Source organism: uncultured Desulfovibrio sp. (assembly GCF_902477725.1).
In the GTDB taxonomy this organism is placed as follows: domain Bacteria; phylum Desulfobacterota; class Desulfovibrionia; order Desulfovibrionales; family Desulfovibrionaceae; genus Desulfovibrio.
Window position 1 is genome coordinate 38304 of sequence record NZ_CABSIF010000015.1, and the last position, 17368, is coordinate 55671.

12 protein-coding genes are annotated in these 17368 nt (G+C 54.7%); 5 read left to right on the forward strand and 7 right to left on the reverse strand.

From position 1 onward, the window contains the following. Nucleotides 1–3: 3 nt before the first annotated feature. Together RDK48_RS12865 and RDK48_RS12870 are read right to left on the reverse strand one after the other, a co-directional pair. Nucleotides 4–1731 (reverse strand): LIC12162 family protein, encoded by a 1728-nt coding sequence (locus tag RDK48_RS12865; protein WP_298993529.1) that lies wholly within the window; start codon nt 1729–1731, stop codon nt 4–6. A 2-nt stretch (nt 1732–1733) separates the two neighbouring features. Beyond that, nucleotides 1734–2795: an N-acetylneuraminate synthase family protein gene (locus RDK48_RS12870; RefSeq protein ID WP_298993527.1), complete on the reverse strand. Its 1062-nt coding sequence runs from the start codon at nt 2793–2795 to the stop codon at nt 1734–1736. 198 nt (nt 2796–2993) lie between these two features. Here RDK48_RS12870 and rdgB point away from each other — a divergent pair, with 198 nt between their 5' ends. From rdgB to RDK48_RS12890, 4 genes are all read left to right on the forward strand, one after another. Continuing rightward, nucleotides 2994–3623, forward strand: a complete 630-nt coding sequence (gene rdgB, locus RDK48_RS12875; RefSeq protein WP_298993525.1) for an RdgB/HAM1 family non-canonical purine NTP pyrophosphatase — start codon at nt 2994–2996, stop codon at nt 3621–3623. A gap of 611 nt (nt 3624–4234) precedes the next feature. Continuing rightward, a complete protein-coding gene (gene fliD, locus RDK48_RS12880) occupies nt 4235–7339 on the forward strand; it encodes a flagellar filament capping protein FliD (RefSeq protein ID WP_298993523.1) in 3105 nt (1034 codons plus the stop codon). Nucleotides 7340–7393: 54 nt separating this feature from the next. Continuing rightward, complete coding sequence (fliS, locus tag RDK48_RS12885) at nt 7394–8041, forward strand: flagellar export chaperone FliS (RefSeq protein WP_298993521.1); 648 nt, start codon at nt 7394–7396, stop codon at nt 8039–8041. 325 nt (nt 8042–8366) lie between these two features. After that, nucleotides 8367–9383 carry a GGDEF domain-containing protein gene (locus tag RDK48_RS12890; RefSeq protein WP_298993519.1) on the forward strand — a complete coding sequence of 339 codons (1017 nt, stop codon included), beginning with the start codon at nt 8367–8369 and terminating at the stop codon, nt 9381–9383. 128 nt (nt 9384–9511) lie between these two features. On the opposite strand, the gene RDK48_RS12895 is transcribed toward RDK48_RS12890, so the two are convergent. From RDK48_RS12895 to RDK48_RS12910, 4 genes are all read right to left on the reverse strand, one after another. Beyond that, complete coding sequence (locus tag RDK48_RS12895) at nt 9512–10045, reverse strand: phosphatase PAP2 family protein (RefSeq protein ID WP_298993517.1); 534 nt, start codon at nt 10043–10045, stop codon at nt 9512–9514. A 23-nt stretch (nt 10046–10068) separates the two neighbouring features. Further along, nucleotides 10069–10848, reverse strand: a complete 780-nt coding sequence (locus RDK48_RS12900) for an alpha/beta fold hydrolase (protein ID WP_298993515.1) — start codon at nt 10846–10848, stop codon at nt 10069–10071. A gap of 208 nt (nt 10849–11056) precedes the next feature. Then, complete coding sequence (locus tag RDK48_RS12905; RefSeq protein ID WP_298993513.1) at nt 11057–12520, reverse strand: bacteriohemerythrin; 1464 nt, start codon at nt 12518–12520, stop codon at nt 11057–11059. 908 nt (nt 12521–13428) lie between these two features. Beyond that, nucleotides 13429–15303 carry an ATP-binding cassette domain-containing protein gene (locus RDK48_RS12910; RefSeq protein WP_298993511.1) on the reverse strand — a complete coding sequence of 625 codons (1875 nt, stop codon included), beginning with the start codon at nt 15301–15303 and terminating at the stop codon, nt 13429–13431. A 310-nt stretch (nt 15304–15613) separates the two neighbouring features. Here RDK48_RS12910 and RDK48_RS12915 point away from each other — a divergent pair, with 310 nt between their 5' ends. After that, nucleotides 15614–16381 carry a dienelactone hydrolase family protein gene (locus RDK48_RS12915; RefSeq protein WP_298993509.1) on the forward strand — a complete coding sequence of 256 codons (768 nt, stop codon included), beginning with the start codon at nt 15614–15616 and terminating at the stop codon, nt 16379–16381. Nucleotides 16382–16660: 279 nt separating this feature from the next. On the opposite strand, the gene RDK48_RS12920 is transcribed toward RDK48_RS12915, so the two are convergent. Then, the gene (locus tag RDK48_RS12920; protein WP_298993507.1) at nt 16661–17218 is read right to left on the reverse strand and encodes a class I SAM-dependent methyltransferase; all 558 of its coding nucleotides are present in this window, start codon (nt 17216–17218) and stop codon (nt 16661–16663) included. Nucleotides 17219–17368 lie beyond the last annotated feature (150 nt).

Sequence of the window (17368 nt, forward strand, 5' to 3'; positions counted from 1 at the left end):
GTGTTACAGACTCTTCAGCATTTTCAGCCAGTAAGGGTTAGGACCGCCCGGAACGGTCAGGGCCTGCTGCGCGCAGTACGCCTTGCGCGCCTGCTGCACCTTATCGCTCATCCACCATGCCAGCGGATCACTCCAGACCTCGGCGGCCTTGGCGGCGGCCTTCTGGGGTGTTTCGTGCCATATACCGGCTTCGGCCAGCATGTCCAGCAGGGCCGTGGCATCGCTTGTCAGCGCCCAGGCCTCACGCCGCCAGAACAGCACCATGGGCATATTGGCAACCAACGATTCCAGCAGTGTTGTACCGTTGTGATCCAGCACCAGCAAACGGCAGGCATAGAGATGGTTTGACAACATGCCCGTGGCCATTCGCACTGCGGGGAAACGCTCCAGCACCCAATCCGCATCGCGCAGAGAGCCGGGAACCGGGAAATAGGGACGGTACAGCGAACAGGCCTGCACATCGCGCCCCAGAGCTTCAAAAAATCGACTTTTGTCCTTGCGGTATTCCACTATCTGCAAGGGCGAGGGATGCGCGTCAAGCCGATAGGGAAAGGCGGGCATTTCGGTGCCGACATACAGCAGGTTTTCGCCCTTCTGCCCCTGCCAGCGCCCTTCAAGGCCATCAAGCTGCGGATACGGCAGGGGAATAAAATTGCCCGCGCTGCCCTGATGCTGCTTCCAGCCCCAGGTGCCAAAGGCATGCTGGCTGTATTCCACCATCTCCACATCCGACACGCAGCGCACCTGCCCGTAGTCGCTGCCATGCTGCACATACATGAGGCGGTTGCCGCGCCCCCGCCAAATGGCCAGCGACTGGCGGTAATCCGCATCTTCATAGGCCAGCACGCTGGCAACACGCAGACGCGGCCCCAGCGGATCAGGCGCAAGACGGGCCGGATGCTTGTGACTTGCCAACAGCTGCGGCAAGGATGCCATGAAAAGCGTCACCAGCGTACTGGCGAAATTTTCTGGCAGATCCACCGCAATACCGGTGGCGGCGCTGCTGTACTCCGCCTGCGGGCGCGACCTGTCCGGCCCATGGCTGCGGTGCAGCAAGGCCAGCGAAAAACGCAAAGTCTGGGCAATGCTCATGCCCTTGAGCCGGGGGCAAGGCAGGCGCAGCATCAGCTTGCGCAGCACCTCACGCACCTGCTCCTTGCCGGAGAGCTTTTCCTGCTCGCCATACTTTTTTTGCACCGCAGGCAGATATTCCATGCTCCAGGCAGCGGGAAAAACCTCTTCCAGCAGGCGCGAGAACAGCCAGTGGTTGTAGGTATGCCCCAGCGCCCCGTGCATCACAAAATCCGGCCCGGTGGCAAAACTGAACGAGCAGTCACGCGGCAGCAGCGGCACATGCAGCGGCTCCTGCCCCCAGGCCTGCACCATGGCCTTGACCCGCCACCAGCGCTCCACAACCTGCTTGGAAACATTCATTGCCCATGGCGTGAGCAGGGTCTCCCAATAGGCAGGCGGCAAATTGCGGGCATGCGGGCATATACGCTCGGCAACATGAGGCAGCATGTCGGCGCAGAGAGCCTTTACCTCCTGACAGGCCCGCTCCTGCAAGGGAATCTCGACCAGCGGCTCAGGAGCAAAGGTGAATTTTTTATCCCAGTCGGGGAAAAATTCTTCCTGCTCGGCAAAACACCAAGGCCCGGCCGCGCGAAAAACCGCAGGGTCGGCCTTGTGGGGCATGCGCCCAAGAACAAGGGTTACGCGCCCGTTGCTCATAATCAGGCCCTGTCAAGATCGGCCCAGGAAAGCACGGTATCTTCTGGCAGATCACGGCGGGCGCGCATACCGAGCACCTCGTCGTAATTACGAGGGGAGATGCCGTGCGCGGGGCGCTTCCAGGTAAGATCGGCAGCGGTCAGCGGCTGACCGGCAGGCACGGCCCGCGCCGTCACCAGAGAGCGGCGGGCATGCTGACGTGCGGGTTCTTCTTCCGGCAGAGCACGCAGTTCCATACCGCCCACGCTGGTCAGCGTGGCGTTGAGGCGCTTGTAGAAATGCTTGAGGTCTTCCTTGTCCATGGCATGATAGTGGTCATTGCCGGGCAAAGTTTTGTCGTGCGAAAAATGTTTTTCAAGAATACGCGCGCCCAGCAGGGTGGCGGTTTCAAGAATATGCATGTCGTTGGGCAGGGTGTGGTCGGAATAGCCGATGACATGCTGGGGGAAATGCCGCTTGAGCGCGGGGATCATGCCCAGGGCCGCGTTTTCGTCCGCAGTGGGATAGTTGAGCACGCAGTGCAGCAGGGCCAGCTTGTTGCCCTTTTCTTCAATCCATTCCACGGCTTCTGCAATTTCGTGCAGATGCGCCGCGCCTGTGGAGAGAATAATGGGCTTTTTGAAATCGCAAAGAATGCGGATAAATGGCTTGTTGGTGATGTCGGACGAGGAAATCTTGAACACGTCCATGAGGTCGTTGAGAAAGTGCGCCGACTCCACGTCAAAAGGCGTGGACATGAAGGCAATGCCCGCAGCGTCGCAATATTTCTTGAGGGCTTCAAATTCGTTCTTCCAGAAAGAATCGTGCTTCTTGAAGAGCTCGTACTGGCTGGAAGTAGGTTCCTTGGAGGTGTCCCAGTAGGCAGGAGAATCCTTGGAGGCCAGGGTTCCTGCCTTGTAGGTCTGGAACTTGATGGCATTGGCCCCGCCCTCGGCGGCCTCGTCAACCAGACGGCGGGCAATTTCCATGCTGCCCTCGTGGTTCACGCCAGCCTCGGCAATGACATAGGGAACGGGAATGTGGGTTTCCTGAGTGGGGACGTCGAATATTTCCATGAGTTTCATGCTCATTTCCTCTCTGATGAATGATTGGTGAAAACTATACTCCCGCAAGATGTAAAAGAAAAGCACACGCTGCGGCCCATTCATATAACATTTTATAATAACTACATATTTAAACTATCCAGGAGTTTTACCCAACGCTCTTTACCTGCGGCCCGCCTGCGGATATGTTCTTTGCCCAAACTCATAAAGGATGCAGACATGGCGCACAGCAAGACACTTCGTATCGTTCTGGCCACGCAAAATGCGGGCAAGGTTCGCGAACTGGCCGACCCGCTGACCGAATTCGGCGTGGAAGTTCTGGGGCTTTCGTCCTTTCCTGAAATTGGCGACATTGAAGAAACCGGTACCACATTTGAAGAAAACGCTCTCATTAAAGCCCGGGCCGTGGCGGCCCTGACCGGCCTTGTGAGCGTTGCCGATGACTCCGGCCTGGAAGTGGACGCCCTGGACGGCGCACCGGGCGTGTACTCTGCCCGCTATTCCGATGACTGGGAGAGCCTGCCCGGCGAAAGCCGAGATACCCGCAACATCCGCAAGCTGCTGCACGCAATGGCCGCAGTACCCGCTGAAAAACGCGGCTGCCGCTTTGTCAGCTGCATGGCCGCCGCCAAGCCCAATGGCGATGAAATGGTGGTGCGCGGCACATGGGAAGGCACCCTGCTGGAAAGCCCACACGGGGACAACGGCTTTGGCTACGACCCTATTTTTTTTGATCCATCGGCGCGCAAATCCGCCGCAGAACTGACGCGGGACGAAAAAAACGCCCGCAGCCACCGGGGCAATGCCCTGCGCGCCCTGCTGGCCCGCTGGGCCGAATTTATGCACTAAGACGCGACACACTCCAATGATGCGGACAGAACGAACCGCACGAAAATACCACATGGCTACAAAGCTAAAAAATCAGGAGCAGGCGGGGCAACCCGCCGCTTCTCTTTTACCCCGGCTCTGCAAGGCAGCGTGCTGCGCCCTCCCGCCTATCCGCAGAACTCCCTATGAATACCGGGGAAACAGACCGTCATTTTTATGCCAGCCAGGGCAACCGCCAACCGGATCTGCTCATTTCTCACGCACCGCCAGTCTCTAAACTTTTTCACCTTTGCTCCGTTAAAATAACTGAGGGGCAAGATCCTCGGCAATTTTGCGTGGAGGCAAAAACTGCCTTTTCGGGAGTCCGGAGCGAACAGAGCGCTCCGTGCGCGCAAGCGAGAAAATACGGGCATGTCGGGCACTCGCGCTATCCGCTGATTTTTTTCAGCATTTCTGGTATTGCCCCCCCCCACTCCACCGTATCCACCAATTTGCACGTATCTTGCAAAATTTTGAGTGTCCGTCATGTCTCCGGCATGTATTGCCGCCATTTGCATACATGACGGCTGGCGGTTCCCCGAGGTTTGCGCATGCCCGCACCGGGAACGGCACATCTTTCTTGTGAGGCACCCATGGCCAGCACCATTTCCGGCTCCAACGCCATATCCAACCTCAGTGGTTCGGATACTGACTTTGATACGGTTCTCGCGAACCTTAAAAAGGTTGAGTCCACACAACTCAACCGCCTTACCGCGTGGAAAAGCGACTGGAAGCTGCGCTATGATGCTTTTGACAAAGTTATCGGGCAGGTCAGCACCGCCAGCAATGTGCTTGCAACCCTTGCCAACAAGAACAGCTTCGTTACCAAAAACGTAACCAGCAGCAACAGCAATATCATTTCTGCTGTTGCCAGCGCCTCCGCGGACGACGTTCAGCATACCATCAATGTCAGCCAGGTGGCGAGCAACGCAATCTGGGCGAACACCGGACACGTCTTTAGCAGCAAGACAGACATCATCAACACATCCGGCACATCGCAGACATTTTCATACAGCTATGCCGGCAAGGAATACAGCATGGCCGTTCCGGCCAATACCACGCTCGATTCCTTTGTGAGTATGGTCAACAATTCTTCCGACAACCCCGGCATCAAAGTCAGCATTGTTCAGGCCAGTTCCGGCTATGTTTTTCAGGTTGCCGGCAAGAGCACCGGCGTGGCCAACGATCTGGTCATTCACAGTTCCGGCCTTGTGGGCATGAGCGCATCTGGGGCATCCTCCACATGGTCGACCAACAGTGTGCTGGATGTGAACAGCACGCTTACCAATCCCACAAAATTTGCCTACGACCTCATCATGGAGGACGGCAACACATTTTCCGTCAAAATCAATGGCGACAAGACCAACCAGGATCTTGCAACCGCCATCAATGCGCAGGTGGGGCGCAGCATTGCCAGCATCGACGGCTCCGGTAATCTGCAACTTGCTGACGTCAAGGCCATGTACCGGCGCGACACCAGCACACAGACATCGTTCAGCACCCCGGTCACAAAATTTTCCATGGGCTCAACGCCCACGACAACCAAGCTTACGGGTGCCCTTACGGTTGATCTGAACATCAACGATGGTGTTACCACTGGCACCCGCTCCCTGACCATTGCTGCCGGCACCACCATGAAGGATGCCGCACTGCAGATCGCCCAGGCTTCCGGCGCAAGCACGGCTGAAATGACCTATAACAGCACCACTGGCGGCTGGGAGCTGAACCTCTCCAACGTGAACGGTGCAACCCTCAGCTTTGCGGACAGCGCCAGCGATTCTGGCAAAATGACCTCAACCGTCATTGCAGACCAAACCCAACTTGGCACCAAGGTGGTTGGCAGTTCCGGCGCACAGAGCTTCACCGCCAGCACAGCCATTACCTTTGACAGTACCAAGCTCTCGCAAAAGCTTGGCGGCACTAGCGCTGACGGCACAAAAAACTTTACCTATACCTTTGTTGACAACACTGGCAGCACGCAAACGCTGACCATTGCGCAGGACAAGACCTATCAGGATCTGCTGACCCAACTTCAATCTTCTGGCGGTACATTAAGTGGAGATGGCAAAACTGTAACTTTTGCGAATACGGAAAAATTCTATTTGAGCGCGGGCGGCACCGGCGGCGGCATGGACGGAATCACCGTCAAGACAGACGCCACGGCCACCGTTACCAACATGGCCGCAGGCACCACGCTGGAGACGCCCCCGGCCCTAACCTATACTTACACCACCAATAACAGCTCCACGCCGCAAACATTTACGGTTCCTGGCGGCTCCAAGATGGCTGACGTGCTCGCCGCCATCAAAGCCAAAGGGCTGACTGGCTCGCTCGTAAGCGCGGACGGAGCCACGACAATTGACCTGCAAACAGGCACCCTGCCTACAACCGGCAGCTATTTTCTCAAGCTCAACAATATTGATTCCCTCAGCGGGCCGGGCATTACCGGTCAGGTGACATCGTCCTCCAACTGGAATATCCGCGGTGCGGCCAACGCCAAATTTACGGTGGACAACTGGCCCTTGACCATGGAATCCGACACCAACAGCGTGAGCAACGTGATCGAGGGCGTGGTCTTTACCATTCAGGACAAAGGCAGCGCGTCCATTACGGTCAATACAGACATCACCTCGGTGGAAAAATCCATTCAGACGTTTCTTGATTCCGTCAACTCTGTCTTGATGACCATCAATGATTACACAAAATTTGATCCGAACAAGGACGTCACCACCAACGATCCCAAAAATACGAGCAGCAGCAACTATAGCACCTCGCAACTGACCGCAGAAAAAGGCGGCCTGTTGCAGGGCAACTATGGCGTGCAACTGTTCAAATCGCGTTTCACTTCATTGGTCAACAGCGCCCCTCCTGGTTTTTCCAGCCGGACGTCTGCCTCTGATGTGCTGTCGGGTGACGTGCTTGCCAACCTTGCCAACATGGGCATCAAGGTTGAAACCGACCAGTCGAGTTCCAACTATGGGCTTTTGGTAATTGCGCCTTCGTCCGGCATTGCTGAATTGCAGCAGATGGACAAGAGCAATTATGAAAAAATGATCAACAGCAACCTTTCGGATGTTGTGGATTTTTTCTGTTCCAGCGGCACCGGCACGACTACCAGTTCTGATTTTCGCTATGGCAGCCACATTGCGGGCATTACCAAGGGTGGTTCGTATGATGTGAACTACTCGGTTGACGCTGGCGGCAATATTACCAATGTCACGGTTGGCGGCGTGACCGCAACGCGCGACACGAGCCAGCCGGGCTATTACTACAGCGTTGCTTCCGGTGATGCGCGAGGCCTTTCGCTCCAGATCGACAACCTCACCCCCGGCAACCACACGGGGCAGATACGCATCAAGGAAGGGCTGATTCAGACGGTCAGCACCTTCCTCAAGGGTGAATTGACCTATACGGACGTCAACGTCTCGGGCACCGGTACCGCAGAGCAGACGTCCGCAGCCATTGCGCTCAAATCGAAGAATGGCGCTTTGATGGTTCTAAAAAACAACTATCAGAGCATCATGGAAAATATCGACAAAAAAATCACCCAAGAACAGACGCGCCTTGAGACGTGGGAAGCCCGGCAAAAAACATATTTTGCCAACCTTGAAACCCTGCTCAAAAAATACAATACCCAGAAAGATCAGCTCACGTCACAGCTCAAGCAGCTTTCCAGTTCGTCAAGCAGTTCCTCCTAACCTGCATGAAACAACAATAAGGCCAGCCAAAGAACACCGCCATAAGGACACACTATGAACAAAGCGGCGCAAGCATATTTTCAGACCAAGGTCGGCACCACGGATCAGGGGCAACTTTTGCTCATGCTCTATGACGGCGCACTCACATTCATACAGCAGGCGCGCACAAAAATGATTGCCAATGACTATGCGGGAAAGGGCATCCTTATCTCCAAGGTCATCGATATCATCAACGAGCTTTCCGCTTCTTTGAACATGGACAAGGGCGGCAGCCTGGCTGTGAACCTCAACAACCTGTACCTGCTCTGCACGGCCCGTTTGCTGCGCGCCAACCTGAAAATGGATATGGATTCACTCAACAGTGTGGAATCCATCCTTTCAGGCCTGCGCGGCGCCTATGCCCAGATTATTGAAACCCCCGAGGCCCGTCAGGCGAGCAACGATATTGCCACCCGCCTGCAACCCATGGGGACAATGACCAGGTCACCGCAGCCCATCATACCGTCAACAGTTACCGCCGTGCCGCGCTCCCATGCTCAGGCGGCCTATGGCCGTAGCGCCATGCGCCCTGCAGCCCCTGTGACGGAGGCACCCAGCCAGACGGCCGATGCCCAGCGCGCGCATGTGCAGTCCTTTGATCAGGCCGCGCCACAGGCGGCAGCGCCACAGCCGCGCCTGCCCGGCGCTTACGGCAAACCCTAGATAACGCAGCCTTGCCCTGAACAGGGAGGCGGATAGCAGCATTACGCAAAAGCGGCGGCATCTTGGTGTCGCCGCTTTTTGCGCTGACATGCGGTCTGCCGAAAAATACCACCGATGTGTATGGCAAAAGACGGCAATGCAGCTTCCGTAAATCGATTATTATCCTCTTTGACAGGCTTATCCAGAGAAGCTAGTCTTCACAAAATTTTTAAAGAGCATCCGCTCAAAGTTTATCCATATTTTACTGCACTGCGAAACAAGCGCCATGGTGAAATCCAAAGAGTCTTCTGTTCTCTGCAAAAACACATATCTTAAACTATTTGATATGTTTGATAACGCAGGCGTTCCGCCAGAAACGCGCTGGCGTTCCCTGCTGCTTTTTTTCAGGGAAATGAAGGACTATCATTTTCTTGATGAAGAACAAAAAATCGCCATTCTCGCACAGATGGAAGAGCTGTTGAAAAACAGGCACTACTCTGATGAACAGCTTGTTTCCACAATCCGCAAATGCAGCGAAATATTCAGCAGGCCAATTGTGACCCAGCTCGACAGCATGGTTCACGAAACGTCTTCCATCATAGACCAGTTTTTCAGCAAGCTGTCTTCGCGCTACGGTGATATTGCCCACCTTGAAAAAGAAAGTCTTTCCATTGTGGCGGAGAACGGCGATGGCACCGTTATGCTTGAAAAACTGCAATCAGCCTTTCACCGGGTCAAGGTGCTTTTTGAGGAAGACATCTGCAACCTCGAAAATCTCGCCTTTATTGACCCTCTGACCCAGGTTGCCAATCGCCTGAGCCTTGATCTTTTTATAAAAAACTCCACAGCCCGGTGGCACGAAGAGGGACAACCCTTTGCCCTGGCCCTCTTTGATATCGACCACTTCAAAACCTTTAACGACACCTACGGCCACCTTATCGGCGATCAGGTGCTTAAGGTTGTTGGCTCGCACCTCCGCAGGGCGCGCGAGGAATTTGATACAGAGACAGATGCCCTGGCAGCGCGTTTTGGCGGCGATGAGTTTGCCCTTGTGGCCTCCGGGGCCAACGCGCATCTGTTGCCCGAAATTATCAGCCGTTTTTGCAGGGCCATCAAAAATTTCAACCTGCTCATCCGGGATACGGAAGGCAATGTTGAAAAAAACAACCTGCATATTACCGTCAGCGCAGGCATAGCTTTGCTGGATGCCCAAGCACCCCGAATTCAAACGGCAGAACAGCTTTTTGACCGGGCGGACAAAGCCCTGTACCACGCCAAGCACAATGCCCGTTCGCGCGCGGTGGTGTTAAAAGCCAACGATCAATACCTGATTCTGGACGAAGAAAATCACAAGGCTGTCTAGTGCCGGGGCAACAGCCCGCAGCTTGCGCACCATAAAAAAGGGCGGGGAAACCCGCCTTTTTTTATGGTGCTAACAAAATCAGCCGCATGCTCGCCAGTTAAGGTCCTAGCCCCGTGCGCCGCTGACTTTTACAGCCCAGACCTGGCTTGGTGAAAGCAGAGTTTTACCGCCACTGCGGCAAGGCAAGCTGTCAAAAATGCTCCCGCCATGTCCAGTGGGTAGTGCACACCCACAAAAATTCTGGCCCAGGCAGTAGCGAACCCCAGCAGCATGACAAACAGTGCAATGCCACGCGAGCCCTTGTGCAGAAGCAGGGCAAACGCCATCGAAAACAAAAAGGTGGCGTGTAGACTGGGAAATGACGATGTGGGTTCGTGGGCAATCAGCATTCGCCCAATCCCCAGCACAAAGGGCCGGGGATTATAATGAAACATTCGGATCAGGCAGGCTGAACCCATGGACACCGCCACGGTCAAAACCACACGTAAAGCCAAAACAACGGCAAAGCCGCGTGGCTTTTGCCGCACAATAGCCAGCAGGGTCAACAAAACCGCGATACCTATGGGCCACTCTGCCAGTGCGCCCCCTGCCCACACTGCAAAAGGGGATGCCGCATCGCTGGCGTTAATGGCAAGAAAAATCTGGTGATTAAGTGAAGTCATGATCTATGCCGGGATGTGATGCATCAGAAAAAATCCGCATTATGCGCGCTGAAGCGCGTTGTCAAAAAATCCTTGAACACGTCTACGGCAGAGGCCGCAGTATTGCTCCAGGCAAAATCCTGAAAAACAAAATGCCCACAATACGGCAGCATCAACAGGGAGGCGCCCGGAATCAGTTTTTTCATGTCCAGAAGCTGCACTGGCAAAACGATATCCCGGTCGCCGCCCACAACGAGCGTTGGCGTTTGCAGGGTTTGCAGACGCTCAGGCTTTATAATGTCCATGCTCTCCCACAGCTCTTTTGTCTTGCTGATGAAACTCTCGAACTTGGGGGCCGGATTTAGTTCCTCATACTGTTGCGCAACTTCCGGCATATGCTCCCGAACAAAATCCGCAGACAGATTACCAACTGTTTCCAGCCAACCATCCGACATACCTTCAATAAGATAATTGCCGGATATGGCTATGAGACTCTTTACCTTGCCCGGCAGGCGGCTTGCCATATGCAAGCCGAGGTTTGCCCCGTCGCTGTAACCAACGATGTGAAAAGGCGGCAGGTCAAGCGCCTGCGTGAAAGAAATCAGCTCCTCCGCCATCAGGGCATACTCAAAAGGCGCGTCTGTATCCGCTGTTCTGCCGTGTCCGCGCCGGTCAACAGCAATAACGCGGAAATCCTTTGCCAGCTCTGCCAGCAGGGTTTCGTAATTCTCGCAGGTATCCAGCCCGCCGTGCAAAAAGAGAAGAGGCTCCCCCTGCCCTTTTGTTGTATAAAACCAGTTGATTCCGTCAGTTGATATCTGCATTGCTTGTACTCCGAAGTCTGATTTCTTTGTTACATTACCTTTTTACGCTGACTTATCAACTTTAGCGCGTCGCCGTTACTGCCCAGAACTGAAAAATATTTTCGCGAACCATCACACAACGCGCCCCGAACTTGCAAACAAAAAGAGCCGGGGCAGACCATACTCCGGCTCTTTTTGCACATATCAGAGTTTGCTTTTCAGGCTACTGTCACTGCACGCCCTTGCCATTAAGAAATGGGCCATAGCGTTTATCCGTACCCATAATATGGCCCACGAGCCACTCTTTCAAAAAACGCATGATTTCCATGGTGACCTTGGCGCGACCACTTTTAAGCTCCTGCTCAAAGGCCAAAACTTTTTCTACCAGATCACGGTGCGCTTTTTTGTGCGCAGGCGCTTCTGCGTAGCCATAGCGGTCAAAAAATTCTTCTTCCGTGGCAAAATGCTTTACCGTGTATTGCTTCAGCCTGTCCAGCACGCCTGCAAGCACCTCTTCTGACCGGCGTTGCCGCATGGCGGAATTCAGCTCATTGATAAGGGCCACAAGAGCCTTGTGCTGCTCATCTATCTTTGCAACCCCTACAGAAAGATCGTTTGTCCAGCATATAAGCTGGTCAGAATCTACAACGCCGCCAAGATTTCCCTGCCCCATGGCGCTGACGATGGCGTCCAGTTCTTCTGCCTGACCAGATATTTCCACAAGCACGCGAATGGAATTATTGACGTGCTCCGCCGTTTCCTTTGCGATGGTGTTGACTTCAGCCGCACCTCTGCGAACATCTTCACTCGCCGCGGTCTGCGCCTGACTGGACGCCGCGATGGCAGAAACTTCGTTGGCGGCCTGCTGCACAAATCCCGCAATCCTGTCCACATCTTCAGCGGCCTGTTCGGCGGCGCTTGCGCTTGTGACAATATCTTGCGCGGCGGCATCCACAGCCTGAACATTTTCGCGCGCCTTGGCCTGAATATTTCTCAATGATTCGCCGACCTCGCTGGTGGCCTTCATTGTCTTTTCCGCGAGCTTCCGCACTTCGTCGGCGACCACGGCGAATCCGCGGCCAGCTTCGCCTGCCCTGGCGGCCTCAATGGCGGCGTTCAGGGCCAACAGGTTTGTTTGATCCGCGATGTCGGAAATAACTCCCAGCACAGTTCCAATGCCCTCGGCCTGTTGTCCAAGATTGGTCATGGTTTCCTTGAGCAGCAGAATACGCTCTTTAACCTGATCAATAGAAAGAACTGCCGAGCGCACCCCCTGCGCGCCCGACACAGCCCCCTGCTGCGCCAACGCAGCGTCATCCGCAGCTTTAACGGTATTGAGCGCTATACTCTGGATGGCGGAATTAATCTGCTCTATGGCTTGCGAGGCTTCCTGCATTCTTTCCCGCTGATGCACCACATCGCGATCCACATTCTCCATGTTTTGACCAAGTTCGCGGATACCGGAAAAAATACTCGAGGATGCAGTGGCCGCTTTTTGCGAAGCGGTACGCATGTCATTGAGCAGTTGCCGCACCTGCGCTTCCGCAGCGCGGCTTTCCTGCAATGCAAGTTCGCTGTCTGCCGCGAGCCGGTGCGCTTCGTCGCCTTTACGCCGGGCATCTTTAAGGGCCTGATCCAGCGAGGCGACCATAGTGCAAATACTTTCGCGCAGGTCTGAGTATTCTTTGGGCATGGTGTACGCTGGGCATGCTGTGGGGCGGCCACTGGCGATCTCTTGTGCGTAATCACGTATGCTGCGTAAAGGAAGTATCAGCTGCCTATAGACCGTCCATATTAAAAAAAGACCAGCCGTGGCCGCCAATAAAAATAACACACCGTGTATTATAAACGATGCATTAGAAATAACGCCATATGTGAATGATGCTGCGCCACCGCACATCAGCACGACAGCAGAAGAAAATAACCGGAATGAGAGGCTTGTTCCTGATGCAATAGCCATGACATATCCCCTAATGTAGTCGATTATCGATTTTCAGGAAGCAAAAACTGTCTCGATAAAAATGCAGGCTAAACAACTCAACGGGAACATTAATAACTTTTGTATATAATTATAAAAATGTTAATGCAACTGTCATAAAACGAATATGGTAGTTGCCTATCATTTGAGTTCAGAGCAAACAAGATGCCCTTCTAACTTATTTTGATTCGTGAAACAAAAAAATATAGCTATAGACTTGCCGACACATACATTGACATCAGCATCAGCATCAACCTTATCTGAGACATAACGGATGTATTATTTTTTTTATTAGTAAAAAAAATGATTTTTTTGAAATAAACAAAATGGCCACTCTTATATTGTACAAACTAGTGAGCGTGAATACTGTCCATTACCGCGATAACGGACAGTATTCACGCTTCAAGGCAAAACGCACCCCGTAACAAGTTTGTGTGACATAAAATCGAACATAACCGGGGAACATGCTTTCACATAGCGAACCCATAATTGCGGAAGCTGCACCCCGGTAAGCGTGCAGAATGGTGCGGGGGAGGGGGAAGGCTGCTTAACTCGAAAAAAAGACTGGAGCCGCATGTACGGCATTGCACCATACATACGGCTGACGCTGGCGGGAGTACACCCTACCCGGCCAGTTCTCCCAGCTCTTGCAGACGCTGCTCCGCAAATTCCCAGCGCAGCAGCAGCTCGGTTTGCTCTGTTTCCAGCGCCACCAGCCGATCTGTGATTTTGGCAAAAGCATCTGGATCGCGGGCGAACAGTTCCGGATCGGCAAGTGTTGCTTCCAGAGTTTTCTGCTCCTGCTCCAGAGCATCCATACGCTCTGGCAGGGCTTCCAGCTCTTGGCCCAGCTGTTCAAATTCCCGCTGTTCCTTAAAACTGCGCCTGCGGGGCTTATCCGAGGCGGGGCGCTGGTTTGTGCGGACGAATTTTTCTTCCGGCTTGCGCTCCTGCGCAGGGGTCGAGCGCTGGCGCAGCCAGTCGGTATACGCACCAACATACTCGTGCGCCATGCCGTCGCCCTCCAGCGCGATGACGCTGGTGACAAGATTATCCAGAAAACTACGGTCATGGCTGACCACAAGCACGGTGCCGGAATAATCCGCAATCAGCTCTTCGAGGAGATCAAGGGTTTCCGCATCCAGATCGTTGGTGGGTTCGTCCAGCACCAGCACGTTGGATGGCCGGGTAAATAGCTTTGCCAACAGCAGGCGATTGCGCTCGCCGCCGGAGAGCACCTTGACCGGCAGGCGCAGGCGGTCGGGAGTGAAGAGAAAATCCTGTAAATATCCTGCAACATGGCGCGTGCTGCCGCCTACCGTGACCACGTCGTTGCCCTCGGCAACGCTGTGCATGACGCTGGCTTCCGGGTCGAGCGTTTCGCGTAACTGATCGAAATAGCTGATTTCAAGATTGGTACCGAGGCGCACCTCGCCTTCAGTGGGCTGCTGCTCGCCCAGTAGAACGCGGATAAGCGATGTTTTACCCGTACCGTTTTCGCCGATCAGGCCCACGCGGTCGCCCCGCTGAATGATTGCGGAAAAATTGCGGATAAGCGGCGGCTGGCCAGGGTAGCCGACTGAAATATTGTCGGCCTCAATAACCAGCTTGCCCGAGCGACCAGCCTCCTGCGCGGCCATACATACGTTGCCCTGTCTGTCGCGCCGCTCGGCACGCTCGGCCCGCAGAGCCACAAGCGCGCGCACCCGGCCCATGTTGCGCGTGCGGCGGGCCTTGATGCCCTGCCGAATCCACACTTCCTCCTGCGCAAGTTTTTTGTCTTGCAGTGCAAAGGCGCGCTCCTCGGCGGCAAGGCGTTCTTCGCGCCGCTCGGGGTAACGGTCGAATCCACAGGAATAGTTGTGCAGCTTGCCCCGGTCGATCTCCACAACACGCGTAGCAAGGCGCTTGGCAAAGGCCCGGTCATGGCTGACAAAAATCAGGGTGCGGGCCTTGCGCAGCAAAAAATCTTCCAACCAGGTGATGGTGGCGATATCCAGATGGTTGGTAGGTTCGTCCAGAATGAGGTCTTCTGAGCAGATCAGCGCCCGCGCCAGAGCCACGCGGCGCTTGGTGCCGCCGGAGAGGGAGGTAAAATCCGCATCGGGATCCAGCCCCAGATGATTGATGACGGCAAGCACATCCCCGTAGCGCTCCCAGCCGCTGGTCAGCTCAAGGCTGTGCTCGGCCCCGGCATGTGCGGCGGCAAGGGCCGTGCCCTCCTCGCCCAGGACCTCCGCCACCAGAGAAAAAACCGTGCCGCGCCAGCGTTCCGGCACATCCTGCGGCATCTGGCCTATGAGCGTGCCGGGGCGGATAATCATGCCGGAATTGGGCTGCATCTGCCCGCCGAGCAGCGCCAGCAGCGATGACTTGCCCGCGCCGTTGCGACCCACGAGGCAAAGCCTGTCGCCCACTTCAACCGAAAAATCCGCCGAGTCCAGTAGCGGCTTGCCGCCGAGGTTCAGGGTAACACCCTGCATGCTCAAAAATGCCAAAATATTCTCCAACGCTGTGATATGATTCTGCCCGGGGCTGCCGCTGCTCTGGGTTGCGGCTGCCCTTCGGATGTGTGCTTTGCGTGCCCTGCATACCGGGCGGCCAACAATGTGCGCAAAAACGCGCTGCACCTGCGCCCCGCAGAGGCGTATCATTACCCCAGCGGCGAAACTGACGCAACGGGCCGCTGACAAGCCTGTGCGCGGCACATTTCGCACAACACAGATGCTCAGGCGATCTTGTATTGCCCGCACAAAGCGAGTACCCGAAGACATTGCCGGAATTTCACTCACTACCACGGACGGGAATATGCGGAGCGCAAAAATCTTTTGCTGGTGTTTTCTGTTTGTATTTTTTGGTGGATTGGGCCACGCCCTTGCGGGCGATATTCAGGTTCACGAAGCCACGCAAACGACATCCCAGGGGCCGGTTGCAGTTAAGGCCTTTCTCGCCGCCGGGCAAGGGCCGCACCCGGCTATCATCGTCCTGCACGGCAGCCAGGGGCTGGATAAATTTCGGGCATTTTATGAGCGCAACGCCACACAGCTCGCCCGCGCGGGTTTTGATACCTATGTGCTGGATTATTATAATGAGCAGGATGTCGCATGCTCCAAAACTGTGGAAACACGGCGTGCAAATTTTTCAAAGCGCATAGGCGCATGGTCGCAGATGGTCAGCGATGTTGTGACAGACGTGCTTGCGCAGGGGCAGAAGGCGCGCCCTGTCGGCATTGTGGGCTTCTCTCAGGGGGGATATCTGGGCACATCCGTAGCCAGCAAGGATACAAGAATCGCGGCGCTGGTTGTGTATTACGGCGGCATCCCCGCTCAACGCAGGGCTGACGGCAAGCTCCCCATTACCCACATGCCGCCCCTGCTGGAACTGCACGGCGATGCGGATACCGTTGTGCCCATGGAAAGAGGCAAGGAACTGGTGGAACTGACCCGTAGCCTTGGGCAAACCGCGGAGATGGTCATCTACCCCGGCGCGGGGCACGGCTTTAACCGCTCTGCCGCCACAGACGCGGAGCAGCGGACGCTGGAGTTTTTTCAGCGGGTGCTGATGGGCAAACGGTAAAGGGAGTCCGATAGTTAGTGCCGTGGGACGCCACAGATAACTACCAGAAGAAATTTTCACCTAAAGAGCCTGCCGCCAGATGTTAACCACTTGGCGGTGATTATTGAATCTGCGGTTCTGTCGGAATCTGTTCGGAGGCATGAGGCCAAGGCCAGTAGGCAACTCTGGACATTTTAGCACATGAGGGGGGGGTGATACCGCAGCCTGCCCTTATGTTTTTATGCAACAGGGCACAACGAACATGATGGGGAACTGGCAAACATGATTCGTATTTGCGGGTTAGGGCTTTTTTGCCGTGCCGTAGCGAAAAACGCCGCGCTCCATAATAATGAGATCAGAAAAGCTGCTTTCTTTCAAAATTTCCTCTGTGCGACGGTTGAGGTTGCATCCGTCGGCAATTCGTGTCCATGAGCCATTAGCAAAGTCAAAAATTTTACCGGCCCGCGCTCCTTTGGGCCGCACATGCTCAATGAAAATGAACAGGCCGCCCGGCTTGAGTACCCGCTGTATTTCGCACATGCTTTTTTCAATATCCGCAGTGCAAAAAAGCAGCGTGGCGACCACGGTGTCAAACTGCCCTTCTGCAAAAGGCATTTTTTCAACATTGCCCTGATAAAACGTAAAATTCTTCCCAGCCCGCCGTTCAAGCTCCGGTGAGCACTGGCGATCCAACCCTGTCAGGCTACGTATCTTTGCAGGATTATAATATTGAAGGTTGACTCCGGTCCCTATCCCTGCTTCAAGCACATCGCCATAGGCACTGAGCATTATTGCTGAACGCATTTTCTTCAATACCCACGCCTCTAAGGGCATCATGGCAATATCGTATATGTTCATGCCCGATTCCATTTGTATAACATGGTGAGGGTGGGATTCGAAAAACATCATAATAGCCTGGAATAAAACAGATATATTTTAATATATAAATTAATGTCCGGTTTTGTATCCGACTAGCATGCATTAAAAAAATTTCATTGAATAAATTTT

Bases quoted from the DNA above. Each gene is read 5' to 3' on its own strand.
- RDK48_RS12895 (WP_298993517.1), bottom strand. From the start codon at position 10,045: ATGACTTCACTTAATCACCAGATTTTTCTTGCCATTAACGCCAGCGAT.
- fliS (WP_298993521.1), top strand. From the start codon at position 7,394: ATGAACAAAGCGGCGCAAGCATATTTTCAGACCAAGGTCGGCACCACG.
- RDK48_RS12905 (WP_298993513.1), bottom strand. From the start codon at position 12,520: ATGCCCAAAGAATACTCAGACCTGCGCGAAAGTATTTGCACTATGGTC.
- RDK48_RS12915 (WP_298993509.1), top strand. From the start codon at position 15,614: ATGCGGAGCGCAAAAATCTTTTGCTGGTGTTTTCTGTTTGTATTTTTT.
- RDK48_RS12870 (WP_298993527.1), bottom strand. From the start codon at position 2,795: ATGAAACTCATGGAAATATTCGACGTCCCCACTCAGGAAACCCACATT.
- rdgB (WP_298993525.1), top strand. From the start codon at position 2,994: ATGGCGCACAGCAAGACACTTCGTATCGTTCTGGCCACGCAAAATGCG.
- RDK48_RS12900 (WP_298993515.1), bottom strand. From the start codon at position 10,848: ATGCAGATATCAACTGACGGAATCAACTGGTTTTATACAACAAAAGGG.
- RDK48_RS12890 (WP_298993519.1), top strand. From the start codon at position 8,367: ATGTTTGATAACGCAGGCGTTCCGCCAGAAACGCGCTGGCGTTCCCTG.
- RDK48_RS12865 (WP_298993529.1), bottom strand. From the start codon at position 1,731: ATGAGCAACGGGCGCGTAACCCTTGTTCTTGGGCGCATGCCCCACAAG.
- RDK48_RS12920 (WP_298993507.1), bottom strand. From the start codon at position 17,218: ATGAACATATACGATATTGCCATGATGCCCTTAGAGGCGTGGGTATTG.
- fliD (WP_298993523.1), top strand. From the start codon at position 4,235: ATGGCCAGCACCATTTCCGGCTCCAACGCCATATCCAACCTCAGTGGT.